This is a genomic window from Sphingobium sp. B2D3A, from assembly GCF_025961795.1.
GTDB lineage: Bacteria > Pseudomonadota > Alphaproteobacteria > Sphingomonadales > Sphingomonadaceae > Sphingobium.
Genome location: NZ_JAOQOI010000002.1, coordinates 85,842 through 110,796, shown reverse-complemented (window position 1 = coordinate 110,796; position 24,955 = coordinate 85,842). Strand labels below are relative to the sequence as shown.

Here is a 24,955-nt window from a genome sequence, read left to right as displayed (position 1 = left end):
CTTCGAGGAGGATGAACGATCATACTTGGTGGCGGATCAAGAATTAAACGGATCGCTTTCAGGCGAAGTCGTGTTTGGCGGCTTAGGAAACGACATCCTGAGAGGATTCGGAGGCAATGATCAATTAAGCGCGTTTTATGGTGATGATTTGCTAGATGGTGGTGATGGCGATGACGTTTTGTCTGGAGGATCTGGACGTAATACGATAGATGGTGGCGCCGGTAATGACACAATTTTGTACTATGGCACTGCCCGGAATTACTTGTCTTATTGGGATGGGTCATCTTTATACATCGTTTCTATCGGGTCAGATGTTCCATTTCTTTCAGACACGATTATCAACGCGGAGAGTATCCAGTTTGAGAACGATGGTTCTGTTTATAGCCTGCTAGATCAAGTCGTTACGGGAACAGCCGGTGACGACTTGCTTGAGGGGGGCTTCGGAAACGACCAAATTGGAGGCGGTGATGGCTCTGACGTCCTCATTGGAGGCCATGGAGATGACTCAATTTCGGGTGGCGATGGTGATGACTTTCTGACCGGAGGGTCGGGATACGACGTGCTGGATGGCGGTGATGGCTACGACACCGCTATATTCTCAGGATCATCAAACGATTATCAAATATATTTCGATGTCACCGGTTCGCTAAACGTAGTTAGCTTCCACAATATATTCGATGGAAATGACATTATTGCAAATGTAGAAGCTCTCTATTTTTCTGAAAACGACGTCACAATTTTGGTTTCTGCCATTCCCGACTTGGGCACGGAAAGCAACGACATCATTTCCGGCAGCAGCAGGCCAGATTACCTTATAGGCCTAGGGGGCGATGACGTCCTCTCAGGCTTAGACGATAACGACACACTTGATGGCGGTGAAGGTGCAGATACCCTCATCGGAGGCCTCGGCGATGACACTTATCTCGTCGATAATGCCGGCGACGTTATTATCGAGCTGTCCGATGAAGGCTACGATTTTGTAACGGCAAGCGCCTCCTACGTCCTCCCTGACAACGTAGAAGACATTGAGCTCGTAGGATCTACTAATTTAAATGCCACTGGTAATAGTCAAGACAACTACATTACAGGAAACGATGGGTCGAATATCCTCTCAGGTTTGGGTGGTAATGATTCAGTTGAAGGGTACGACGGCAATGATACTCTCTTGGGAGGCGACGGAGACGACTATCTATCTGGAGGCGATGGAGATGACATCCTAATTGGTGGCGACGGGAACGACTATATCAATGGTGGTCAAGGATACGATCGAGCCGTATTTTCAGGTTCTTCTGTCAACTACGCGATATCGCGTTCGAATGATGGTGGCATAATTGTTGAAGATCTAAGTACATCGGAAGGATTAAATGCGTTAATTGATGTTGAAGAGATTCATTTTGAGGTGGACGACACGACCATCTTAGTTAGCGATATTCCGGGATCGTTGGAGATGCGGCCAGGCCTCTTCGAGGCCGAACTTGGACGAAGGCAGCGACATATCGAGACATTATCTGATCGTTCCAGCGCTGCTTCTTTTCAAGAGCCCTCTTACGACGCGCAGGAAGAGTCCTCCGTCCCAACCGGTTCTTTGGTCGCCAAGGAATTTGCCGTATCTCGTGATCCAGAATCGAGCTATTCAGCGGCTTATGACGCACTTGACGATTCCTATGACGTTACCATTCACGTTGCTAATGCCAAGCTCGTGCAAGCCTTGGCTAGCTTTGGTGTCCCCGCTGCAATGGGTGCAAACTATGAGCCGAATTTGACCCATTCCCCAGCCAGTAACGATTGGCTTACAGTCGATAAGCTCCCCTCTGTCAGCAGAATGGCAGCATTATAATCGCAACGACGCGCGAGCTGCCGTCATGGCTGAATGGGCTCATTGAATCATAGAGCTAGTCTTGATCGTGAACGTACCCTTTAATTTGGAGCCGAAGTCGATGGCTGGTGGGCCATCGGCTTCTGCCGAGTGGCGAGCTGGGTCGGGGAATTTGCATCGGCTCGTGCGGGGGGAGGGGGATCACCCGGCCTGCACCGACCCCGGTCTAGAACCGGGGGAGGGAAGGTTGGGGATGCCGCCCGCACGACCAAGCGGAGGCGCGCAGCGCCGGAGACGGCCAGGGCGTAGCAAAGGGGGCAGGAACAGGCCCCGGAACGCGCGCAGCGCCCCCAGCACGGCCGTGGCAGCGGCCCCTAGCGTATCGCCGGCATTGTCCGGCGTGCGCACAGAGGATCTTCGGGCATCAAGGCCACGGAACGCAGCGCTCCCCCATAGCTGGCGAAGGGGAGTGGCCTGCCCAGCAACTTCACGCGAGGATCGTCACCCGCATGGGACGAGACGCCGGCACGGTGGCTCGGTCGGAGCGCAGTGGAGATAGAGCCGTGCCCGAAGGGTCGCGCAACCACCAACATAAGTATTTAGAATGTCACAGACCCGGCCTTGCCTTTCCCCACACTCAATGCAATGCATTTATATAAATATACTTGGGGAATTGGGGTTTGTTCTCAGCAAGTAACAATCGCACTGCTTCACGTCCGGGCTTTTTCGACCAGTGTTGACTCGTCGAACTGTTCTGGCCGCAAGTGCCATCGTGGTCTGCATCGCGGTGCCCGGCTGTGATACTCTAATAAGCGTCACATACCGCTATAGGCTGACGGTGGAAGTCGAGACTCCTGACGGGATGCGAACGGGTAGCACTGTCGTGGAAGTGAAACAGTGGGAAGCTCCGGCTTTCCCGAGTCCAGAGGCGGGCGGCCTTCGTAGCAGCTTTCGTGGAGAGGCCGTGGCAGTTGATCTGCCCGGCGGACAAACACTATTCATCCTGTTGAACACCGCGACGACGTTAGCGGAATATGCTTATCAGCCTCTCGTCATTGGCATCAAGGACCCAACAGAAAGAGCCAATGCAATTAAGAACAACAAGTTAATTGCAGAAGTCCCAATCGTTGGACTTACAACAGAGCAGGCGAGTGGCCAATACAGAATGTCTGAGGCGAGCCGATATCCGATCTTTGTGCGCTTCAAAGACATCCGTGACCGCATGACGATCGAGCGGGTAGACCCAGCAAACCTGTCTGCTCCCTTCGGGCAAGGGATTAGCCTTCGGCGAATGACAGTTCAAATAACCCGCGATCCCATATCTACCGACATGATGAAGCGCCTTCCTTGGTTGAAGACGATGCGCCCTGGCTCATTCTCAGAAAAGAACGTCAGGAGCTTCCCATTGCATCTCATAGACATCGTCGACACAGCTAGCTTTAGCACGGAAATCCCCCGATGACTGCGCGCGAAGATCCTCCAGTGGTTCGTCGACTTAGTGCTAGTGAGCCGGAGACAGACGAGTTTCGAGCAACACGGCCTGCGACCGCACGCGGTCATGACGCGCACGTATTGACACAACTGTCCGAACCGCCTTTCGCCTACCTGGCGACGTAGGAGCGCTGTCGACGATATCATTGATGGTCAATCGGTACTCGGGCAGTTCATCGGCCTCGGCGATCCGCTTCAGCGCGTGTTTGAAGCGCGGCGCCGTGTCATTGCTTCCGACTTGATGCCGCAGGGCGTCGATCTCAACCTCCCAGGCGTCGTCCTCTCCACAGTGCGATCGGGCGAGTTCGTAGAGACGGCGCTCGATGGGCCCCAAGGAAAAATAATCGTGGTGATAAGAGAGAATGCGCTGATCCATGCGGATTGCCCTATAGAGCCAATCGCAAAGCCGGACTTTCACCGCCTTAAGCCGACGCTCACCGGCTCGGCCGCGAGTGTAGCTGAGCCGGGCTTCCGGCAGCCATGAAAAATAGCCTTCCTCACCCTCTCCGCCGGTTTCGATGTTGGTCCGGATCTGAGTACCCTGCAACCTCTCGAGAGCCTCGGACAGCCGCTGATAAGAGCGCTTCGATTGGCTCGTACCAGTGACGCGAAAGAAATCGTGCGCGGTAAAGGTAAAGTCCTGACCCACCGGCACGCCGTCCTGAAGCTTAGCGATCATCAAACTCGCGATGTAGAGGACGATTTCCTTATCGTAGATCGTTGCGACGCCCATGGTGCTCGGGCGCACCTCGATCGACACATTGTCCGAGTGGAACTCGATCGGCTTCATCTGTGCGATTTTCGTCAAGGCAAAAAACGGGAAGGCCATGATCGACCGCTCGCCCCGCACATCGCCGTGCAGGGGGCTATCGAAAACGAAGAGGTCTCCTTGTTTTGCAGCCATGATGGAGTTGCCCGTTTAAAATCGCCGAAAACACGAATTAAGGTCGGCACTTCGAGTTTCAGAGTGTCGGTCGAGGCGCGAGGTGTAAACCCGTGACTGACTTTGAATCGGCGAAAGCACGAATCTTTGCGTGCCGTTGGGACCATTAGGCTCAAGAATCCGGTCCAAACTGTCCCAACGAGAGGGGATGAAGTATGCAGATTCGTGCTTTCGCCGATAAATGCTGCTCCTGTGCTGAGCGTTGGTAACGAGCCCACCACCGATTCGATTTGGCTGGGATGGGCGGTTCGTGTTTTCGCCGATTGGGAATTTCCGCTGCTCTCATTCAAACCTTTCTTTCATCATGACCTCGGACTGAGGCGTCATTTTAAGAACGGCGGGTGCCGCTTGCTCCCATTGGGGAGCATTCCGGCGGCGTAGCCGTCGGTTCTGACCTTCAGTGTTGGTTTTAGGGTTTCATGCGGAGTTTTGCGGTGAGGTTTAGGCTTCCCCGCTAGGGGTCAGCATGACCCGACTAGGGTCATTCCATCTTTCCTTCTTTATAGAATTAATATTCGGGTGAGGAGGAGTGCATGGATTGCACTCACGGCTCAAAGCCTCGTTGTGCTGCCGCTCGGCGGCCCTCTCCGCGGCGAGGATCAACGCCGCGCGTTGAGCCGGGTCTGCAGGCATGAACCTGCGACGCTCAACCGCTCCCACGGCAGCTAGCATTTGAGCATGTTCCTCCAGCGCCTCTGATCGGCGTTGAGCCTCGTCCGCGGGAACGGGGGCAAAAAGACCGATCAATCTACCGATCCAGGCAGGAAGCTGCGCACGATAAAGGTTTGATGTTTGTTCCGAGCGAGCACCCATCTCCTGATCCCGCGTGTAGATGTAGCGCCTGATCCATTCCACCACGCCGAGATCTCGAAGCCTTTGAATGCAGTAGTGGACGGCGCGGCGGCCAAGACCTGTCCACCGCATCAACGTCTCGTAAGAGGGATTGCACCACCCTTTGCGATAGTGAAGCTCATCGAGCATTCTGATGAGCATGTCGCGGCATGACCGCGTGAATAGCGTCAAGCGATGCTCCTCGGCCGTAAGCTCGCGACCAGAACGCGCTTCGGCCGCGAGTTTCCTCCCGTGCTCAAACATCCGGTAACATGCATGGGTGAGCTGCTTGCGCTGCTCAGTGGTAACCGGCCTAACAAACTCTGCCTCCGCAACGTCCCCAGTGCGCACGCTGCCGCCCCAGACCGGCCGACGCGTGATGTGCGTGCTGCCGTGCGGCTTCCGCGAGAGGGGGGGGGATCCCGCCAATCTCGATGCTGTCGCGCTCAGGGCGCCAGACATGCGGCGCTGAGGCTCCCTCACGCCACATAGAACTGCCAGCGGAAGGACCGGAACGCCTGCGGCTCGCTGGCGCTGCTGGAGGGCATGCGCCGTGCTGATGTCATCGTCGCTTATTCCGGCGTTACGGAGCTCGGCCAGCGCGGCCGAAGGCACATCTGCTATTCCAATTTGGGTATGGAACATCGTTCGGTCACTCCAAATCTGGAGCCCGTGAGGACGCAAAAAATCGCGGCGCAATTTGCGCTTTTGTGTTGCGAGTTTTGGGAAGTCAGGCTAGCGTCCGGCTGCAACACCTGGTTTGACGCTTGCGTTGATCCTCCAAAAAGCCCGGCCCTTGGCCGGGTTTTTTTATGTCCTCACTTGCCCCCTTTCATTTCATTACGGACGCGGCGGTCTCATTTGATCGAACGGTCAGACGCGGTGACGTCTCAGAGACCAAAACCGGAAAATAGATTCGACCGGGCGGGAGCATGCGCTTCTGTTCCGTTTGCGTGCCACGATTGAATCTCGTGCTTTCGCCGACGATACGGGCAAAAGAATCGTGGGATCGGCGATAATTGTCGCTGCGGACCGTGCACGACGCTTGCAAAACCGTTGGGCGATGGCCGAGCTTTGATGGACGACCATCAATACACTCGAACAATTTCAGCCCGCGCTGAGGCGATCGGCGCTCGGGAGGTTCTCTCATTCGCTATACCAGTCAGATGGTACCAATTCGCGAGAATGCGCCTGACGTAAATTTGGGTCTCTTCGATGTTGGGGATCTCGCGCTTCTTACGAACCCGACCTGGGCCTGCGTTGTAGGCGGCGAGCGCGAGGTGAACCTGCCCGAAGCTGTCGAGCTGTTGTTTTAGATATGCGGCTGCACCTCGCAGATTGTCACGAAGGTCGAAACTGTTGACGCCAAGCTGACGAGCCGTGTCAGGCATCAGCTGCCCTAAACCAAAGGCGCCCTTCTTGCTGATTGCCGAGTGATTGTACCCGCTCTCCTGAATGATCAGCGCATCCATGAGGCCAACCGGAAGACCGGACCTACAAGCAATGTCATGCACCACCGGATATATCATCTCGCGGCGCTTTTCGGCTGCTGCGTTGAGCAGTGCAGACTTCCGATATATTGGCGCTGCACATGATGTTGAGCTTGCCGACATAGCAATTTGCCGAGCAGATGAAGCCCTTGTCCCTTTCATCCAGAAGGGAGCGAGGACAAACGGTGCCACTGATGTTGGCCGCGACGCCTCGGGCGCTGGATGTTGGGCGGCTTCTGAGAAGCTCATCATCATGCCGGCTCGAATCTGGCTGGGAAGGTCCCCCTCAACCACCGCGCGCTCCCCAAAGGAAAGCACAGTCGCTTGCCGGCTCGCGTCAGCCCTAACAGTTTGAGGGGTGGCCGCGCAGGTTAGAATTACGAAAGGGAATAAGAGGGGATCGATACGACGTATCATCGCTCTCTCCTGGTTAGCGGAAAGAGATCAGGTTCGAGCGCGCGTGGTTGCTCTGGATTAGCTTGTGATGATCCCCGAGCAACGTGAGAATGCGATTGCAGAGCATCGCTACCTCACCATCATTGAGGTCGGGCATCACGTCAGAGTCTGGCTCGAATAACTCCCTCATCAAGGTCGACACGAGACGGCAGACGAGTGTGAGGCGCGGATCATGATAATGTTCAGGGTCGTTGAGGACTTCGACCGCCAGGAACGCTTCTAGGCGATCTACTCCGATCGCTCGCCCAACTGCGACGAGATTTTCGTATCGAGGTCTGAGGTTCCCACCAGGTTCGAGCAGGGCGGACAGGCTGCTATGGTGCTGGCTCACCAACTCGCTGATTTGGCGTAGCGAGAGTGAGCGACGCGCGATCACCCGTCCATATAGATTTCGGTACTTCTCGATCATCAGATCGCCTCACCCCAAAAGCCACTACGTCGCAGCATTGCAATGTTTGCAAACTGTGTCATGTTGGCACTACTGTTATTGTTGTCACAGCGCAACGCATGTTTCATCTGCGAAGGGATGGAAAAGAAGGTGCATCGACTTGTTTTGATGGTTGAACCGGAGCTGATGGAGCGCTTGAAAGCCTCCATGCTCCGTCGCGAGGTATTCTCGCGCTCTGAAGTCGTTCGCCAGTTGATCGATGAAGCACTTACGCGGGAAGAGGCCCCCCCCGCCGCGAAGTAGCCGCTATGGGCTGCAGTCTTCATTTTTCGGAAATACCCCTGTTTCGGTGACCCCGCTATCTTCGTGAGACCGGAGGCTTTGCGTCCCGCTGTCGCCAGCGCTTTGCCTTTTCGATCAGCTCATTGTTCCGAGGATGGGCTGTTCAGGGTTTCCTAACCACGTTCCCGGCTTATCGGTCAAGGTTACATCCGTGGCATACGCTTAAATTAACCTTGATATTCTGCCAAAGAGAACTTGCAACACAGTTCGTGGCTAGAAAACGCGCCAAACTGGCTAGAAAAATAGCCACTGCGGCTAGAAATCCCGCCATAGTGGCGAGAAAACCCGCCAGAATTAGAAATTTTATTGCGCAGAATTTGGCTCTCGATTCGATTTCTTGATATTTTTCGCTAGAAAATCATTTCTGGAGCTGAATCAGTTCAATTTTCACTTGCTGACTGCCTTCATGTTTTCCGATTTTGCTGCGGGGGTGATGAACCACCTCGCAAACATCGGAGAACTATATGGGCAAGACCATGTCCCGGCGCTTTGCGCGGGACAATGAACGTGCACTCAACGCGGCCGTCATGGCCGCGCTGCTACTTGTGGCACTGTTCTATCTGATCAATCCTGCTTTCGCAGGCACCGACACGACATTCGCGCCGGCATCCACGCTCTTTCAGAACATCCTTCAGGGTTCGGGCGGAACGTTGATCGCAATAGTCGCGACGGCAATCGGCCTGGTGAACCTCGCCCGTGGCGGCTTCCAGATGGCATCGGTCGGCGTACCGCTCGGCGTTGGGATCGGCGTGGCCACCGGCCCCGCAATCGTCACCAGCACGATCACCGCGATCATCTGACACTCTAGCCTGCCGGGCTTTTCGCGGCTCGGCGGGCAGGCGGGGCGGCTTATGAACCGATACACTATTCCCTCGAAGCTGGATGAGCCCGAGCGCATCGGCCCCTGGACCATCGACGAACTTGTCGTGACCGTGGGACCGTTCGTCGTGGGCATCATCACGCAGCAGTTCACGGTCGGCATCATTGCAGGGGCATTGGGCTGGTGGGGCTTACGCAAGGCAAAGGCAGGTCGTGCCGGTGCCTGGCTCATCAATGCTGCCTACTGGTATCTGCCGAGTGAGGTGTTGAAGCTCAGCGCCGTCCCGCCTTCCTACATTCGATTGATGGCGGGGTAAGGCATGGATCTGGAATATAGTCAGGGGCAGGCTCAAAGGGTCTTGCGCCAGCGTAATATGCTCGCGTTGACTTGTGCCGGCCTATCGGTGCTGACGGTCGCCTCGCTGATCGCCGCTTCGGTCAAGGACCGCGAAATCGTTCTGCAGCCGATCGCCGGACGATCAGTCACCATTTCGTCGCGGGCGATGGATCGCGATTATCTCGAACTGGTGACACGCGACACGGCGGTACTCATGTTCAACAGGACGCCGCAGTCGGCGGACTATTGGATGAACCAGGTCCTCAAGATCGCTCATCCTTCCGCCTACGGAAAGCTCAAAGGCGAGCTGATCAAGATCGTCGACGATCAGCGTGGGTCTAGCGTCGCGCAGTTCTTTACGATGGAGAAGCTGACGGTCGACCCCAAGGGCCTGAGCTCGACCGTAACCGGTGTTTTGCACACCATGGTCGGGCGCGAAGAGGTCTCGGCCATCCAGCGCACGTTCCAGTTCAAATGGACCTACACCGGTCTTGAACTGCGCCTGATCGGTTTCCGGGCCGTCGAACCCGCAACGGCGGGTCCCGCTTCGCAAAGCAACGCCAGTGGGGAGGCAACGCCATGACCGGTAACGTGACGAGATACTCCTGTGCGGGACTATGCATGGCTGCATTGTGCGCCGCATCTCCAGTCTGGGCCGATCAGCAGTTCACCGTCGAGGATAATGACAGCGTCCGCTGCACGGTGGCAGCGAGCGAGCTGACGCGCGTGAGCCTGGTCGATGACGCCTTCGCCAGTGTTTCCAAGACCGAAACGCTCGATCCTCGCGACGACTTCTCGGTGGTCAACGAGCCAACGCGCGGCGACATCTACATCTCTGTGCCCGATGGCTTTCGGCCCGGAACCCTGTCCTTCTTCGGCACCAGCAAGAAGGGCTTCGTCTACAAGTTCGCTTGCAAGGTCGAGAAGGTCGAGGCGCAGCAGATCTTCCTGACCAACAGCCGCGCCTTCGCGCCACCAGCCCAGGACGCGCAAGGGCTGGAGGATGAGGCGCCCGATCCGGACGAGGCGGCCGTTCGGCTGATCCAGGGCATGGCCGCACAACAGGTCATGCCCGGCTATCGGCTTTCCCGTTCGGCGCTCGCGCCGGTCCAGGTCGGCACGCTGACCGTGCAATTGATCGCTGAGTATCAGGGCCTCGATCAAACGGGCCGCGTCCTTCGTATCGAGAACAAGGGCGATAAGCCCGTGGTTCTCGATGAGAGCGCCATCGCGCCCGCCGGTGCCCATGCCGTGAGTATTTCACGGCCGCAGCTCGGGCCCCGTGAGGCAACCGCCGCCTATGTCGTGGTCGCGAACGCAGACCAACGCTGAACAAGATCGACCGGAGCAAATTCAATGGCAGGTATGCTGGATTTTCTGAAGCGGCGAGACCATCGGCCCCATAATGGTGCGGCGGGCGATACCATCGCCAGCATCGACATGACGGCCAATGATGGCGCCCTGCATCGTCAACGACTGATCCTTGCCGGGGGCAGCGCCATCGCGATCGCCGCCGCCATGTGGTGGCTGTTCTCAGGACGCACGCCGGCCAATCAGGACCCCAATGCGCAGGATCTCGCTTCCAGCGACGTGCAGATCGCGACCGGCGAGCTGGGAACGCGCAATCTGTCCGAGAAAGAATGGATCGCCATGAGCGAGAACCGCCTGCAAGCGCAGGCGGGGCAACTCGATCGCCTGCAGGGGCAGGGGGACCAGCTCAGCCAGCTTCAAGCGCAGGTCGAGGCGCTTCGCGCGCAGAACGCGTCCATGGAGAGCGACGGCCGACAGGTCCTGTCCGCCTATGAATCGGAGAACGCGGCTCTGCGCTCACAGCTAAGCGCCGCGCAGACCGCCCCGGCGCCCGCTGCAGGAACCTCCTCGCTCTACGGCCAAGGTGGACCTCAGGCCTATCAAGCGCCGGATGCCCCTGGGCGTCGCCCGGGCGAACTCAAGGTCATCAACTTTGGTTCATCGGCGGCCGCCTCGGGCGGAACACCGGCAGCGGGCGCCCCGTCGCGGCCCGGCGCCGTCCTGACCGATAGTCCCAACTATCTCCCGGCCAACAGCTTCGCGCGCGCGCGGGTGATTGTCGGTGTGGACGCGGCGTCCAACGTGCAGAGCCAGAGCGATCCCTTGCCCGTCGTCTTGCGCATCACCAGTCCGGCGCGATCGGTTGCCGACGGGCAGAAAGTCTTCAAGACCCGCATTGAGGGGTGCCTGGTCAACGGTTCGGCGCGCGGCGATCTCTCCAGCGAGAAAGTCTATGTGAAGCTCGCGCGGATGACCTGTCCGGATGCAAGCGGTCGCTATGCGGAATCCGAGGTCAAAGGCTTCATCGCATTTGGCGGCAAGACGGGCGTGCGGGGGAGGGTGGTCAGCCGCGAGGGCAATCTTGCCATGCAGGCCTTCCTTGCCGGCATCGTCGGCGGCGTTGGCCGTGGCTTCTCGATGAACACCAACAGCTATCTCTCCGGCACCAACACCATCGTCGATGGGAAGCGCCAGAAGCTGTCTCCCGGCGACATTGCGCAGGCGGGTCTTGGCGAGGGCATTTCAACGTCCGGCGACCGGGTCTCCAACTATCTGATCGAACGGGCCGAGCAATATCAACCCGTCATCGAAATGCCGACCGGCATCGATGTGGAAATCGTCTTTCTCGAAGGCGCCTTCGTGCGGAACTGAGGTATTTGAGCATGAAAATCTGGCAAAAATCCTTGATCGTCGGCGGCCTTGTCGGTGGCCTTCTGGGCGGCGGCGCCGTCCTCGCCGCAGGCAGCAGCAATGAGGCCGTTGCGGCGCGTCTGAAGGCCCGCCTGCCGAATACGCAAATCTCCTCCGTTGAATGCGGCAAGCTCTCGGGCCTGTGCGAAGTGGTGGCGGGCAAGACCTTGTTCTACACAGACAGCAGCGCGCGCTATCTCGTTGTCGGCCGTGTCTATGACATGGAAGCGCGGCAGGATTTGACCGCCGCGCGTCTCCTCGAAATCAATCCGGAAACGCTCCTGGGCGGCGCCGCGCGCAGCGAGCAGCAGAGCGAGGACTTTGCCGGGGCGTCGGCATCGCCTGTGCCAGCAGCAGCTGCGCCTCGGCCTGCAAAGCTCGATGTCTCCAAGCTGGGGCAGGCGGGCGCGATCGTCTGGGGGAAGGCCAACGCGCCAACCGTGACGATCTTTACAGACTTTCGTTGCGGCTATTGCCGCCAGCTCGTGGCCACGCTGGAGCAGATGAGCGTGCGGGTGATCGAGCGGCCGATCTCGATCCTCGGCAGTCGCGATCTGGCCAACCGGGTCTATTGCTCAAAGGACAAGGCCCGTGCCGTTCGCGCAGCCTATGCCGGCGAGGCGCTGCCTGAGGGGCGCTGCGACACTTCTGGCCTCGATGCCAATGAGGCCTTTGCGCGCGAGCATCGTCTCTCCGGCACGCCTGTCATCGTTCGCGCCGACGGCGCCATGCTGGAAGGGTTCCGTCCGCGCGAGGTTCTGGAGCGGTGGATTGCCGGAGGCGCGTCGTGAACGCGGCGCGCGTCTCGCGGGGAGCGAGCATCGTTCTGACCGGCATCGTGGCCCTGACGGCATTGTCGGGCTGCTCGCTCCTGCGCAACAATGTGAAGGGGAGCTTCACCTGCAACGCGCCGAGCGGCATGTGCGCGCCCACCAGCACGATCGACGATCAGGCGCTGGCTCTTATCTCAGGGGATGAAAAAAGAGCGCCAAACAGCTTGATCGCAGATGGCCCGCATTCTCCGGCCGCCATGAAAATCGTGTTGCCGGCGCGCATGGATCGGTTCGGCCGCTGGCGCGAACCTACAATCGTACACGCCGAACCGCTCGAACGTCCCCAACTTTCGGGCGCACCAGCAACAAATGGACCGGCAACCCGTCCCACCGGCCTGATGGACCTTGCCGTGCGGGCGCCGTCGATTTCGGCTGTCGGACCTGCTCAGGCCACAGCGCCGCGCACGACGCGTCGCGAACAGATCGACGCGCAGGTGCGCTCGGCGCTGGCGGCCTCGCATAGTGGCGAGAACAAAACACCCTCTTCGGCGGGCGATGCAAAGGCCCCCCCTGATGCAGGGTTGATCCGGGCACCGGCGCTCATCGTCGATCAGGACGGTCTCCAGTGAAAGGGCTCCTCGAGTCCGTTCTGGGCAATGTGCTGGGTGGTCCGGTCAAGACCGACCGCCCCGCGCGCGCGCCTGATGTCCCGATGCTTGCGCATTGGCTCCCCTATCGCAGTTACGATCCTGCGAGCGGTCTCTATTTCAACAGCGCCTCGCGCGGATTCGTGCTTGAGGTGTCGCCGCTGATTGGCGCTGACGAACGCACCGGCGAGATTATCGGCCAGTTCCTGTCCGAAGGCATCCCCCAGGGCGCCTGCATCCAGATCATGCACTGGGCCAGTCCGCGCGTCGCTGACGCGCTCGATCGCTGGTATGCGCCTCGCTACGCCAGCGGCGGCGTGTACGAGCAAATTGCGCGCCATCGCTGCGATCATCTCCAGGCCGGCGTATGGGAGAGCTTGTCGGCCGACGCGCCATTCCATCTGCGCACCCACAAGGTTTTCATCTCGCTCGCCGTTCCGGAAGGCTCATCGGTCGCCAATGACGAGCTGGTCTCGCTGCGCGATGCCATGAGCGCGATGCTCAAGTCGATCGAGCTGCATGTGCGCGCGGTTGAGCCTGCGCATTTGCTGGCGCTGATCGATGATCTGACCTCGCCGACCACGGCCTCTGGCGAAGATCCGACCGAGTATAATCCGTTCGATTCCATCGCCGCGCAGGCCGTGCGCCGCGACATGGAAATTCGGGTCGAGCCCGAGCGCCTGATCCTTCGAACCGAGCGGTTCCGCGCGAGTGGCCAATCACGGGCCGATACGCCTGCCATCGGCGAAATCCATCCTGACAGCTTCGACGTGCGCAGCTTTGCGGTGCGTAATCTGCCCAAGCATTGGGCGCCGTGGGATAGCGTCAACCTGATCGGCGATCTCTTCTCCGACAAGTTGCGGATGCCTTGTCCGGTCGCGACTGTGCTGTGCATCGAATATCCCGACGAGCAAAAGCAGGCCGGCAAGGCCAGCTACAAGTTCATGCGGACGACGAGCCTGACCGAGACGCGATCGGTTCGGTTCATGCCGACGCTGCGCGATCAGAGCCGCGAGTGGGAATATGTCCAGGATCAGATGCGCGCCGGCCAGAAGCTGGTTCGTGTCTTTTTCGGCGTCACGAGCATATCGCCGCTGGGCAAGGGCGATACCAACGAACGGGCCGTCAAGGCAGTGTTCAAGGGCGCCGGATGGGATTTGCTCGACGAGCGCTACATGCAGATACCGAGCCTGATGAGCATCATGCCCATGGCGTTCGGCAATGGCCTCGCCAGGGATTACGAACGCCTCAAGCGGATGCGCACGATGCTGACCTCGACGGCCGCACACATCGCGCCGATGCAGGGGGAGTTTAATGGCGGCCCGGTGCCGCACATGCTGCTCATCGGAAGGCGCGGACAGCCCTTCTTCTGGTCGCCCTTCGAAAACAGCGCTGGCAACCATAATGTCGCGGTGATCGGCAAGTCCGGGTCGGGCAAGTCGGTCTTCCTGCAGGAACTGACCGCCGCGATGGTCGGGGCGGGGTCCAAGCTGATCGTCATCGATGACGGGCGCTCCTTCGAGCATTCGGCCAAGCTGCAGGGCGGCGACTTTATCGAGTTTACGATGAGCTCGGGCTTCTGCCTCAATCCCTTCTCGATGATCGATCGCCAGCTCGCCGGCGATGATGAGGATTATCGGCTCGATGCCATGGGGATGCTCAAGGCGATCATTGCCCAGATGGCGCGGCACATGGATCGCCTCGACGATACCGAACGCGGTCTGATCGACGGCGCCGTCAACCTCGAATGGGATCGCCACGGCAGCGATGGTTCGATCGATGGCGTCATTGCGGCGCTGGAAGAGGATGGCCATCCCCGCGCCAAGGAACTGGCGATCTCTATGCGCCCCTTCTCAAGCGCGGGCACCTATGGCGCGTTCTTCAAGGGGAGGGCAACGGTGCGCATCGACGCCAATCTGACGGTCTTCGAGCTGTCCGATCTGGCGGCGCGCGAGGAGCTGCGCAATGTCGTGCTAACGGCGATCATGTTCCTTTCGACCAAGGCGATGCGGGCCGACCGCTCGACCCGCAAGGCGCTGCTGATCGATGAGGCGTGGCAGTTGCTCAAGGGCGGCGCCATGGCGGAGTTTGTCGAGACCTATGCGCGCACCTGTCGCAAATATGGTTCTGCGCTCATCACCGCCACGCAATCCCTTAATGACTATTATGCCGCTGCCGGCTCCAAGGCCGCGCTCGAGAACAGCGACTGGTTCGCGGTCCTCCAGCAGAAGCCGGAGACGATTGCCGATTTCTCGAACCTCCAGCGCTTCGATATGCGCGGTGGCACCGAGGCCCTGATGCGCTCGCTTAAGCGCAGCGGCGGCGATTATTCCGAAGTGATGATCAAGGGACCGGACTCGCTCGGCGTCGGACGTCTGGTCCTCGATCCATATTCCAATACCATTTTTTCATCCAGTCCGCAGGTCTTTGCCCGGATCGAGGAGCTGGTCGCCGCAGGCCATTCGCTGGCCGCAGCGATCGAGCGCGTCGCCTTCCCAGATGACCAAAGCAAGTGGCGGGGCACGCTGGGCTCCGCCGTTTATGATCGGGAGGCCGCAGAATGAGCGGGCAGATGACGTTGCGCCTTCACGGGGGTAGGGCGCCTCGCGGGATCGTCAAGCGCCTGTGCGTGCGCCTCGCGCGGATATTCACCATGACTGCCACCATAGCCCCTTGGGCAGCGCTCAATGCTCTCGCCGCGTGTGGAAGCATGGTGCTTCTCCTGTGGTCCTTCAGCGATGGAAGTCTGCTCGGCTTCTGGCACGAGGCGGCGAACCTCGGCAGGCATTACCTCTCTGCGGCCGCACCAGCGCGCGCGCAGTTCGATTTTCTCCTCGCGGCGCTGTGGTCGGCGCTGTTCCTCATCATTTGCGTGAGCCGCAAAGCCAGCTTGCAGACCCGTCTCGCGCCTAGCGGAGACGCAAACTCATGAACACTGAACTTACCGTCCCAGCGCCAACAAAGCCGCGCGGCTTTGCCGGCTTCTCGTGGCCGCAACTTTTCGGCGGGGTGGTCGCGGTGGGAGCGCTGGTGTGGGGTGTCTGGCTGACGCAGGAGGTCGACCAGCTCAAGGCGCGCCGCACAGTCTCTGTCAGCCTTTCGGCGATGATCAACGATTTCGTGATGGCGCAGGCGCGCTCTGGCAACAGCCCGGAGCAGGTCGAGCGCGAAACCGCGCATTTCATGGCGACCTTGCAGGGCATCCTCAAATCCCGCGCACAGGCGGGCGAGACCATCCTTGTGAGCGAAGCGGTGATTTCCGAATCTGTGCCGGACATTACGCCGCAGATCCGCGCGAAGGTCGGCGAAGCCATAGTCGCATCGGCGCCAGCACCGTTTCGCTCGTCACCGGTTATCCCGGCCATGCCGCAGGCGCCGCAGACAGCCATCGCTCCGGAGCAAGGCAATGCCGGCACGGCGCGCTGAGATCGGGCCTCAGCGCACTTGGCCGTTCTGGAAGATGGGTCTGGTCGTCCTTGGCCTGTCGGCGGCTTGGGCACAGGCCAACGCAACGGCAGCGCGCTACCGATTTCTGGTCAATCGCACGGAGAGCCTCCCCAATTGGGCGTTCGTCTTGGAGCGCGCCGGACAGCCGCAGAAGGGCAACACGATCTTTTTCATTCCGCCGCGCAATGCGCTGGTCGCTGCCCATTTCGGGACGGCGCAGCTCATTTTCGGCAAGCAAGTGCTGGGTATGCCAGGCGAAGAGGTCCGCCACGTCGGCCGAGAGGTTTATGTGGGTGCCCGTCATGTCGGCACGATGAAGCCCGTCTCAAAGCGCGGCGAAGCGCTGGCACCCGGGCCGACCGGCGTCATCCCCAAGGGCTGCTATTATGCCGGCTCTGCGCATCCCGACGGATTCGATAGCCGCTACGCAGCCATCGGCTTCGTCTGCGGTGGCCAGATCGTCGGCACCGGTATTGCGAGCGTCTTGTGATGCGCGCCCTGATCGTGTGCGCAACGCTCGTCCTCGCTGCGCCTGTGGCGGCGAAGGACTATGGCCAGCACGGCGCGCTGTTCGTGGTGACCGAGCCCGACCTTTTGATGTCGATCCAGTCCCGCCTCAAGCGCCTTGAAGCTGACGGGTCGCTTGAGCGGATGAACCGGGAGATGGCGGAACGAACCGAGCGCAAGGTGCGCCGGCCCGATCCGGTTGCCGGCATTACCAAGGCTCAGACCTTGCGTAGTTGGACCTACGATCCGGCGATCGTCATCGACAAGGACATCAAGGACACTGCCGGCAACGTCATCGTCCGCGCCGGGCAGCGCGCAAATCCGCTGGATTTCATTCAGGTGCGACAGGCGCTCGTTTTCATCGACGGCGACGATCGCGAGCAGCTGCGCTGGGCGCTGTCCTCATACACCGCTGAGAATGCCAAGATCATCATGGTCAAGGGCGCCCCGCTGGACGCCATGACCGCCTATCAGCGCCAGTTCTTCTTCGACCAGGGCGGCTATCTGGTCGATCGGTTCGGTATCCGCGCTGTTCCCGCAGTCGTTACCCAGGCCGGCAAGGTCATGAAGGTGCGCGAAGGCACGGTAAAGGATCTGTCACGGTGATGGGGAAGGGGGTTTTCCGCCGCACCGGGCTTGCCATGCTCGCGGCAATTCTGTTGGCCCTGGGCAGCGCCCCGGAAGCCCGCGCCTCGACGCCAGGCTCATGCACGGGCCGCTTCCCCAATCCGATCACGGACATTTGCTGGTCGTGCCTGTTCCCGCTCTCGGTGGGGGCGCTCAAAATCTTCCCTTCGGTTGCCGGTCGACCCGACACGGATAACCCGAACTCGCCAATCTGCGCGTGCGGATCGCCATTGCCGCGCATCGGTCTTGCGATGGGCTTTTGGGAGCCGGTTCGCATGGCCGACGTGTCGACCAAGCCATGGTGCTTCGTGAACCTGGGCGGCAAGAAGATCGCGCCGGGGTTCGACATCGGATATGGCAAAGCCAAGCGCGGACGCGATGGCCATGACACCGGCTCGAAGTGGCATGTCCACTGGTATGTCTATCCGCTCATGTATTGGATGGAGCTGCTGACCGACGCCGCCTGTCTGGAGCAGGCGAGCTTCGATATCGGCTATGTGACCGAGATCGATCCGCTTTGGCAGGACGATACGCTGACTGCCCTCATCAATCCGGAAGTCGCTCTGTTCGCCAATCCGATCGCGCAGGCGGCCTGCGCGGCCGATTGCGCGGCAGCGACGATGAAGCTCCCGCTCGATCCCCTGTTCTGGTGCGCCGGCTGTCAGGGGGCGATGTATCCGATGAACGGCAATGTCTCGGCGCATATCGGCCATGTCCAGGCCTCGCGCCTCGCTCTCTCCCGCTTTGCTTACAAGATTCATCGCCAGGGCATTGCCTGGGGGACGATGGGCGGCTCGGGCCTGTGCGGCAAATATCCCATGCCGATCCTGCGCAAGCAGCAATACCGCTTTCAGGCGGTCAACCCGTCGCCGATGGTGAAGGGGCGCTGGGCGTGCCCGGCGATCGGATCGTCGGACCTCAAGCCCGGTTCGGGTCAGGTCATTCCCGTTTCCGGTGAAGACATGGGCTACCTCGTGTGGCGCAAACGCAATTGCTGCGTGCTGTGATGGACATTCTCATGCGCAAATCGATCATCTGGGCGCTTTCCGGCGCCGCACTTCTGGTCGCGGGCTATGCGGTCGCTCAGACCGTGCAGGGCCTCGATCTTCAGGCCATTACCCAGCGCGCCAGCGGCCATGCGGCCGATGCTCAAGCACTTGCCGACGAGGTGACACGCCGCAGCCAGACCGTGCGGGAAGAGGCGTTAGCCGTTGCCGAGGCAGGACATGCCACCCTTGAGCAGAATGCGGCGTCCCTGCGGGGCGGGAGCAAAGGGCCGATTGATTTCGATGCGATTGTGGCCAGCGCGGCCGATCCCGACCAGCGCGGGAATGCGCCGCAGTTCATCGTCTTTGCTTCGCTGTCTATGCCGGCGCAAAGCCTCAAGCCCCTGATCCGCGATACGACAAGGGCAGGGGGGGCGGTCGTGTTTCGGGGCTTTCCGGGCAATAGCATGAAGGCGTTTCAGCAAGGGATCGCCAAGGTTCTCGAAGGCCGCTCGGACAATGTGAATGTCGGCATCGATCCGCGCCTGTTCCGGGCATTCGCCATCGAGGCCGTGCCGGCCTTCGTGGTGGTCATGTCGGACTTCGATAGCTGCGACGGGTTCGACTGCAAAACCGAGGTTCCGCCGTTCGACAAGCTGAGCGGCAATGTGACGGTCTCCTACGCTCTGGAAACCATGGCCGAAGGGGGCGGGCCGGGTGCGCGGGTGGCCCGATCCGCCCTTTCAAATCTGCAAAGGATCGGATCGTGAGACGTCTGGCGCTTCTCCTGCCCCTGATGCTGATCGCCAGCGCGCAGGCGCAGACCGGCTCGATGCAGGCTGCGCAGAACGATGGATCGCAGTTTGGCAAAAGCCTCGCGCCCACTGCCGCGACGATCCCCGACCAGGACGTCACGGCAGACGTGGTGCCCGGCTATCAGGGCACGCCCTCCGACTTGTCCGGCCTGATGGGCGGGAGCGACGACAAGCTGATGAACGCCAGCGGCTCTGCAGCGTCGAATGAAGCCTATGGCCTCATGCGCTCGGCCGACGACAATCGCGCTCAGATCGATCCCAGCGAAATCGAGAGCATTGCGGCCCGTGGCCGCGAGATCAATGACGATGCGGCGTCCATCGCGGGCATCGAGACCAACACCACGCAAGGGCAGTGCGAGCCCGTTTCACAGCAAGGGTCGCCGGCGACTTACGAAGCGACCTGCGACGTTGGTGAGACAATTTCAACATCAGAACCGACGACACACTATAGCTGCCCCGATGGCTGGTCCCTCTCGGGCACGACCTGCTCGCTAACGCAAACACAGCCGGCCAAGGCCACATATTCATGTCAGCTCGGTGAAAAACTATCAGGCACAAGCTGCACCTCCACACAGGCTCCGACCCTCACAGGCTATAGTTGTCCATCAGGCTTCGCCCTGTCGGGCACGAGCTGCACCAAAACCTTGAGTCAGGCGGCTTCCATCTCGGGCTATTCCTGCCCGGCGGATTACGCCTTGCAGGGCACGACCTGCAAACGCACCCTTCAGCAGTCCGCTACCCCGATCTACGCCTGCCCGGCGGACTATCAACTGACCGGAACGAGTTGCAACGCGACCAGAACCTATCAGGCGACGCCGACCTATTCCTGCCCCGGCGGCTTCTTTCTCTCAGGTGCGACCTGCCAGAAGACTGTGACGCAGCCTGCGACCGTCAGTGTGACCTGCCCCAGCGGTCAGGTGCTGAACAACGGCAATTGCATCATGCAGTCCACTTACGCTGCAACGGCCACAACAACCTGTCCTCCGGGGTGGGATCTCCAGTCAGGACAATGCGCAAAGGGCTACAACTACACCGCAAATGCAGTCTACACCTGCCCGGCGAACTATTTTCTCGATGGCACACTCTGCCGATCGAACCGCTATCAGTGTGGCGTCAGCGTGAGCTCAATTCGCTACACGGTCTATAATGGCCAGGAGGTCTGCGCGACCCGGAAAGCCGAAGTGTCGGGCGGATGTTCGAATGCTGCGTACTTCGGGGAAGCCAAATTATGGGGGCAGGCATACTGCCTTTCGCGGCCGCAGACGGTCTATCAATGCGCCAAATCCTGGACCGATGCACAAAACTCACTCTGCCCGTCGCTTTATCACGCAACCGCCACGGCCGCGGTCAACTATAGCTGCCCAAGTGGCGGCTCGCCCTCGGGCGGAATATGCTACGGCATCAACTATGTGGGGACGGAAATCCAATATTCCTGCCCCAGCGGTGGTAACCTCTCGGGCAGCAGCTGCACGGTCAGCCAGGTTTCGACGCCCACCACCAATTATAGCTGCAGCGCCGGACAGACGCTTTCTGGCACGTCCTGCTCCGCCACGACGAGCCAGAGCGCTTCGGTCACCTACGCTTGCCCGAGCGGCGGCACCCTGACGGGCACATCGTGCGCAGCATCGGACACGAAGCCTGCGGAACTGACATACCGGTGCCCGACCGACTGGCAGCTTTCAGGAACACAATGCACCTCGACGCTCAGTCAGACCGCTGATCCGAGCTACACATGCCCGGTCGGCTATGATCTCAAGGGATCGATGTGCAGCCGTCTCCAATCGCAGCCGGCGACGGCGCAATATACCTGCCCGACTGGTTACCAGCGATCGGACGAAGCCTGCTACCGCAACACGCAAGCGACCGTATCGCAGGTCTGCCCGGACGGCTTTGCATTGTCGCAAACGACATGCAGCCGGACCCAGACCCAGGATGTTGACGTTTCATCAGTCTGTTCAGAGCCGGAAGCGACACTGCAGGACGGCCAGTGTGTGACGCGTGAGAAGAAGACCGACTGCACGCAACTGGCCAGCAATGCCCAATGCACCTTCGTCCGAGATACCTGTCTCGATGTGTCGCCGGGCAGCACATGCCGCGTTGCTGAAAAGACCTATCGCTGTCCCGTGCCGGATTCCGCGCCAACCCAGACAAGCTACATCTGCAGCGGAGACATGTGGTGCATGAATGGGAGTTGCCAGACCGTTGAGCGCGAAGCGAGCGACGAGTTCAAGGACGCGCTGGTCGCTATGGGCGCGATCGACCAGGTCGGCGAGGATTTCGATCCCGACAACATGCAGCTCTTCGAAGGCACCGCCGAGAGCTGTCACAAGCCGATCTTCGGGGCGATCAACTGCTGCGCGGGCAAGTCTTCGGGACTTCTGACCGGCGCGGCCGGCATCGCGGCCAAGCTCGCGCTTGGCTCCGGTCCCGGTGCCATCGCCGCGGTCGCCACGCAATTTCTGACCATGTTTGCGTGCAGCAATGAGGAGAAGAGCCTCGATGTGAAAGACCGCATGGGGCTTTGCCACAGCGTCGGAAGCTTCTGCACCGAAAGCGTGCTGGGCGTCTGCACCACCAAGCGTTCGTCCTATTGCTGCTATCAGTCCAAGCTGACCCGCATCATTCAGGAACAGGGCCGTCCACAGATCGGCAAGGATTGGGGTAAGCCCGAGGCGCCGATGTGCGGCGGCTTCACACCAGACGAGTTCGCAAAGCTCGACCTCTCGCAAATGGATTTCACGGAAATCTATGCGGACATGCTCGAAGCCGTGCAGCTCCCGGATCAGGCCCAGCAGGCGAGCGATATCCAGAACAAGATCCGCGATTACTACGAACAGACGTCTTCAGGGGGCACGCATTAATGAGTGGGGGGAGCGGCGCTGGCCGCAACCGGACTTCCAAAGGGAAGCCGGAGCGCGATGCGCTGACACAAGAACAATATGACGCAATTTTGCGAACACATTCCGGGCTCGCGCAGATCAGCATACCCGAGCTGGCCATCCTGCTGCGCTGCCGCGCCGATCGCCCGGTTGAGGGGGAGGAAGTCGTGGCGTCGCTGTTGACCTGGTTCGACCGCCCGATCTCGGTCGACGAGGTGATCGGGTGGCTCGACCGACTGATGGCCCTGGGCTGGCTTGAGCAGATCGGCCAGCGCCAGATCTACCACACCACCGCGCTCGGCCGCGAAGTGGTCGAACAGATGCGTCGGCCGATCATGAAGGCGGGCATCTGGACCCTCACGGGGGGCAACATATTGCAGGACAGGGAGGCAAGTGATGAAGGCGAGTAAGTGGCTGGGCGTTCTGGCGCTGGCGTGCGCCATGCCGCTTCAGGCTCAGACGACCGAACCGGCGCAAGGGCTCTCATCGGCGCCGCAGGATGATCTCTATTGCGGGCAACGCAAGCTCGGCACCTGGTTCTACTGCGAGCGACCCAAAGTGCCCGAGCCCGAGCAGTCGTCGGCGCCGGCGATGTCGGCGGCTCAGAGGCTGGCCATGATCCGTGAAAAGCTCGACGAGATGAAGGCCCGCGCGATCCTCGAACCGACCGAGCAGAACATCACGGCCTATGTCCGCTTCCAGCGCGAGCAACTCGATCGCGCCTCGACCTTCTCCGATCAATGGCAGCGCTCGATCTGGCAGAACCCCGAACTGGACTACACCCTGCAGCGGCCTGTCTCGACTCTGGGCAAGCGGGCGTGGCTCGATGCCCGCAAGGCCGATCAGGACGCAGCGCTGCGCAATCTCTCGCGGCGCTATGGCATTTTCTATTTCTACGCCCAGAACTGCGGCGCCTGTGAAGTCTTCGGCCCGATCCTCAAGGCCCTCGCAGATCAGAGCGGCTTCCAGGTCGTCGCCGTCTCGATGGACGGCGGGCCGAACCGCTCTTTCCCCAACTATGTCGTCGACGTCGGGCAGCATCAGAAAATGGGCCTGACCTCACGCGCCACGCCCGCGCTGGTGCTTTACGACACGCAGGCCCGTCGCCCGATCCCGATCGGAACCGGCATCCTCTCGGCCGACGAGATTACCGAGCGGATCTTCACGCTGACACACACCAAGGTCGGGAGTGATTTCTGATGCGCAAATCCACAATTGCACGCTTCGCACGCTCGACCTGCGCGATCGCCGTGTCGGCCGCCATGGCTCTCGCCCCGGCGCGCGCCGGCGTTGGCTCGGACATGACCGGATTCTTTCAGGAGATGGGCGGCTCGGCCAACGTGACCGGGCCAACGGCCTTCCAGGGCCAGTCGGCGGGCTATTATTCGCTCGGCTCGGTCTGGACCCGCTTCCCTCAAAAGACGGTCTACCCCGCTAACCTCCAGTTGCCACAGGTCCGCGCCGGCTGCGGCGGCATCGACATGTTCACGGGCAGCTTCAGCTTCGTCAATGCAAGCGAGCTGGTGGCAATGATGAAAGCCGTTGCCAACAATGCGCTGGGCTTTGCGTTCAAGCTCGCGATCGATGCGATCTCGCCGCAAATCGGCGGCGTCATGGACAAGATGCAGCAGATCGCGCAGCAGGCCAACGACATGAACCTGAGTTCCTGCGAGGCCGGCGCTGCGCTTGTCGGAAGCATGTTGCCCCGCGACCAGCTCGTCACAGATCGGGTCTGTCAGACGATCGGCACGTCCAAGGGCATCTTCTCGGACTGGGCACGCTCGCGTCAGGGTTGCGGCAATGGTGGCCAGCAGACCAGCACGCTCAACGCCAATACCGATCCCGCGCTCGCCGCGCAGATGGCAGGCCCCAAAAACTATGCCTGGGATCTCATCAAGGCTTCGCCGCTCGGCGCGCAAAGCCAGGAGATGCGTGAGCTGGTCATGACCATGGTCGGCACGATCATTGTGCCCAAGCGCGCCAACGATACCGACCAGCCCAACATCCAGTTCATCGGCGGTCAGGTCGGACCGGTCCTCGATGCGTTGCTCGATGGCGATAAGCCAGTCGCAATGCTGGGCTGCGTCGACACCACTGCCTGCCTGTCCACCAGTTCGCGCACGCTCTTACCCTTGGGCGATTCAGCGCTGGTGCCGCATGTCCGCAAGCTGATCCTCTCAATGAGCGACAAGGCTATCGCCGATCAGGCACTCACGACCGAGGAGCGGCAATTGCTCTCGATCGCCAGCGTGCCGATCTACAAGATCATCGCCGTGCAGGCCGCGTCCGGCTTCCGCCTGTCCTCCAGTGAAATGGACTCGCTTTCCGAGATCGTGGCGCTCGACATGCTGAACGCGATCGTGGGCCAGATGCTCGAACAGGTCTCCAGCGCCCGCGGTGGTCTGGTCAATGCCGGCGATGCGGAAAAGACCAATCAGTTCCTCGCGCAGCTGCAGGACGTGCGCCAGCGCGTCGCCAGTCGCGATGCTAAGATGGAAGCGCGGGTCTCGCGGACCATGGCAATCATCGAACGAACCATGGCGATCGAGACGACCCTGCAGCATCGCATGGCGCCCTCGATGGCCGCATCCTTGTCATTCAGCCGCGCGCTCTCGGCGCAGGGCCTGCGCTAAGTCAGGG

25 protein-coding genes and 1 riboswitch are annotated in these 24,955 nt (G+C 60.3%); of the genes, 21 read left to right on the top strand and 4 right to left on the bottom strand.

Going from position 1 to position 24,955, the window contains the following annotated elements; genetic code table 11:
• Both M2337_RS17245 and M2337_RS17240 read left to right on the top strand, forming a co-directional pair.
• Positions 1-1,837: calcium-binding protein (locus M2337_RS17245; protein WP_319801328.1), on the top strand; the 1,837-nt coding region annotated here is incomplete at its 5' end.
• 943 nt (positions 1,838-2,780) lie between these two features.
• The gene (locus M2337_RS17240; protein ID WP_264572371.1) at positions 2,781-3,278 is read left to right on the top strand and encodes a hypothetical protein; all 498 of its coding nucleotides are present in this window, start codon (positions 2,781-2,783) and stop codon (positions 3,276-3,278) included.
• Positions 3,279-3,317: 39 nt separating this feature from the next.
• On the opposite strand, the gene M2337_RS17235 is transcribed toward M2337_RS17240, so the two are convergent.
• From M2337_RS17235 to M2337_RS17220, 4 genes are all read right to left on the bottom strand, one after another.
• The gene (locus M2337_RS17235; RefSeq protein WP_264572372.1) at positions 3,318-4,211 is read right to left on the bottom strand and encodes a replication initiator protein A; all 894 of its coding nucleotides are present in this window, start codon (positions 4,209-4,211) and stop codon (positions 3,318-3,320) included.
• 480 nt (positions 4,212-4,691) lie between these two features.
• Positions 4,692-5,273, bottom strand: a complete 582-nt coding sequence (locus M2337_RS17230) for a helix-turn-helix domain-containing protein (protein WP_264572373.1) — start codon at positions 5,271-5,273, stop codon at positions 4,692-4,694.
• Positions 5,274-6,169: 896 nt separating this feature from the next.
• Positions 6,170-6,865 carry a lytic transglycosylase domain-containing protein gene (locus M2337_RS17225; RefSeq protein WP_264572374.1) on the bottom strand — a complete coding sequence of 232 codons (696 nt, stop codon included), beginning with the start codon at positions 6,863-6,865 and terminating at the stop codon, positions 6,170-6,172.
• A gap of 136 nt (positions 6,866-7,001) precedes the next feature.
• Positions 7,002-7,436 carry a hypothetical protein gene (locus M2337_RS17220; protein WP_264572375.1) on the bottom strand — a complete coding sequence of 145 codons (435 nt, stop codon included), beginning with the start codon at positions 7,434-7,436 and terminating at the stop codon, positions 7,002-7,004.
• Between the two features lie 60 nt (positions 7,437-7,496).
• On the opposite strand from M2337_RS17220, the gene M2337_RS17215 reads away from it, so the two are divergent.
• From M2337_RS17215 to M2337_RS17125, 19 genes are all read left to right on the top strand, one after another.
• Positions 7,497-7,718, top strand: coding sequence for a hypothetical protein (locus M2337_RS17215; protein ID WP_264572376.1), 222 nt, complete (start codon positions 7,497-7,499; stop codon positions 7,716-7,718).
• A 42-nt stretch (positions 7,719-7,760) separates the two neighbouring features.
• Positions 7,761-7,835: riboswitch (cyclic di-GMP riboswitch) on the bottom strand.
• Positions 7,836-8,221: 386 nt separating this feature from the next.
• Positions 8,222-8,557 carry a hypothetical protein gene (locus M2337_RS17210; protein ID WP_264572377.1) on the top strand — a complete coding sequence of 112 codons (336 nt, stop codon included), beginning with the start codon at positions 8,222-8,224 and terminating at the stop codon, positions 8,555-8,557.
• A 51-nt stretch (positions 8,558-8,608) separates the two neighbouring features.
• Positions 8,609-8,893 (top strand): type IV conjugative transfer system protein TraL, encoded by a 285-nt coding sequence (gene traL / locus M2337_RS17205; protein WP_264572378.1) that lies wholly within the window; start codon positions 8,609-8,611, stop codon positions 8,891-8,893.
• Positions 8,894-8,896: 3 nt separating this feature from the next.
• Positions 8,897-9,496, top strand: a complete 600-nt coding sequence (locus M2337_RS17200) for a type IV conjugative transfer system protein TraE (RefSeq protein ID WP_264572379.1) — start codon at positions 8,897-8,899, stop codon at positions 9,494-9,496.
• A 38-nt stretch (positions 9,497-9,534) separates the two neighbouring features.
• On the top strand, positions 9,535-10,245 hold the full coding sequence (locus M2337_RS17195; RefSeq protein ID WP_264572380.1) for a type-F conjugative transfer system secretin TraK: 711 nt from the start codon (positions 9,535-9,537) through the stop codon (positions 10,243-10,245).
• A gap of 24 nt (positions 10,246-10,269) precedes the next feature.
• On the top strand, positions 10,270-11,595 hold the full coding sequence (locus M2337_RS17190; RefSeq protein ID WP_264572381.1) for a TraB/VirB10 family protein: 1,326 nt from the start codon (positions 10,270-10,272) through the stop codon (positions 11,593-11,595).
• Positions 11,596-11,606: 11 nt separating this feature from the next.
• The gene (locus M2337_RS17185) at positions 11,607-12,425 is read left to right on the top strand and encodes a DsbC family protein (RefSeq protein ID WP_264572382.1); all 819 of its coding nucleotides are present in this window, start codon (positions 11,607-11,609) and stop codon (positions 12,423-12,425) included.
• Positions 12,422-13,036 carry a hypothetical protein gene (locus tag M2337_RS17180; RefSeq protein WP_264572383.1) on the top strand — a complete coding sequence of 205 codons (615 nt, stop codon included), beginning with the start codon at positions 12,422-12,424 and terminating at the stop codon, positions 13,034-13,036. The genes M2337_RS17185 and M2337_RS17180 overlap by 4 nt, the downstream gene beginning before the upstream one ends.
• Positions 13,033-15,618 (top strand): type IV secretion system protein TraC, encoded by a 2,586-nt coding sequence (gene traC, locus M2337_RS17175; RefSeq protein WP_413716249.1) that lies wholly within the window; start codon positions 13,033-13,035, stop codon positions 15,616-15,618. The genes M2337_RS17180 and traC overlap by 4 nt, the downstream gene beginning before the upstream one ends.
• Entirely contained in the window at positions 15,615-15,986 is a 372-nt protein-coding gene (locus M2337_RS17170; protein WP_264572384.1) for a hypothetical protein, read from the top strand. Before traC ends, M2337_RS17170 begins: the two co-directional genes overlap by 4 nt.
• Positions 15,983-16,480 (top strand): type-F conjugative transfer system protein TrbI, encoded by a 498-nt coding sequence (locus M2337_RS17165; protein WP_264572385.1) that lies wholly within the window; start codon positions 15,983-15,985, stop codon positions 16,478-16,480. Before M2337_RS17170 ends, M2337_RS17165 begins: the two co-directional genes overlap by 4 nt.
• Complete coding sequence (locus M2337_RS17160) at positions 16,461-16,991, top strand: S26 family signal peptidase (RefSeq protein WP_264572386.1); 531 nt, start codon at positions 16,461-16,463, stop codon at positions 16,989-16,991. Before M2337_RS17165 ends, M2337_RS17160 begins: the two co-directional genes overlap by 20 nt.
• On the top strand, positions 16,991-17,614 hold the full coding sequence (gene traW, locus M2337_RS17155; RefSeq protein ID WP_264572387.1) for a type-F conjugative transfer system protein TraW: 624 nt from the start codon (positions 16,991-16,993) through the stop codon (positions 17,612-17,614). Before M2337_RS17160 ends, traW begins: the two co-directional genes overlap by 1 nt.
• Positions 17,614-18,642 (top strand): conjugal transfer pilus assembly protein TraU, encoded by a 1,029-nt coding sequence (traU, locus tag M2337_RS17150; protein WP_413716250.1) that lies wholly within the window; start codon positions 17,614-17,616, stop codon positions 18,640-18,642. Before traW ends, traU begins: the two co-directional genes overlap by 1 nt.
• 11 nt (positions 18,643-18,653) lie before the next feature.
• Complete coding sequence (gene trbC, locus M2337_RS17145) at positions 18,654-19,391, top strand: type-F conjugative transfer system pilin assembly protein TrbC (RefSeq protein ID WP_264572388.1); 738 nt, start codon at positions 18,654-18,656, stop codon at positions 19,389-19,391.
• The gene (traN, locus tag M2337_RS17140; protein WP_264572389.1) at positions 19,388-22,297 is read left to right on the top strand and encodes a conjugal transfer protein TraN; all 2,910 of its coding nucleotides are present in this window, start codon (positions 19,388-19,390) and stop codon (positions 22,295-22,297) included. Before trbC ends, traN begins: the two co-directional genes overlap by 4 nt.
• An 89-nt stretch (positions 22,298-22,386) precedes the next feature.
• Positions 22,387-22,725, top strand: a complete 339-nt coding sequence (locus M2337_RS17135) for a hypothetical protein (protein ID WP_264588617.1) — start codon at positions 22,387-22,389, stop codon at positions 22,723-22,725.
• Positions 22,712-23,515, top strand: coding sequence for a conjugal transfer protein TraF (locus tag M2337_RS17130; protein WP_264572391.1), 804 nt, complete (start codon positions 22,712-22,714; stop codon positions 23,513-23,515). The genes M2337_RS17135 and M2337_RS17130 overlap by 14 nt, the downstream gene beginning before the upstream one ends.
• Positions 23,515-24,948 (top strand): conjugal transfer protein TraH, encoded by a 1,434-nt coding sequence (locus tag M2337_RS17125; RefSeq protein ID WP_264572392.1) that lies wholly within the window; start codon positions 23,515-23,517, stop codon positions 24,946-24,948. The genes M2337_RS17130 and M2337_RS17125 overlap by 1 nt, the downstream gene beginning before the upstream one ends.
• The last annotated feature ends 7 nt before the right edge of the window (positions 24,949-24,955 follow it).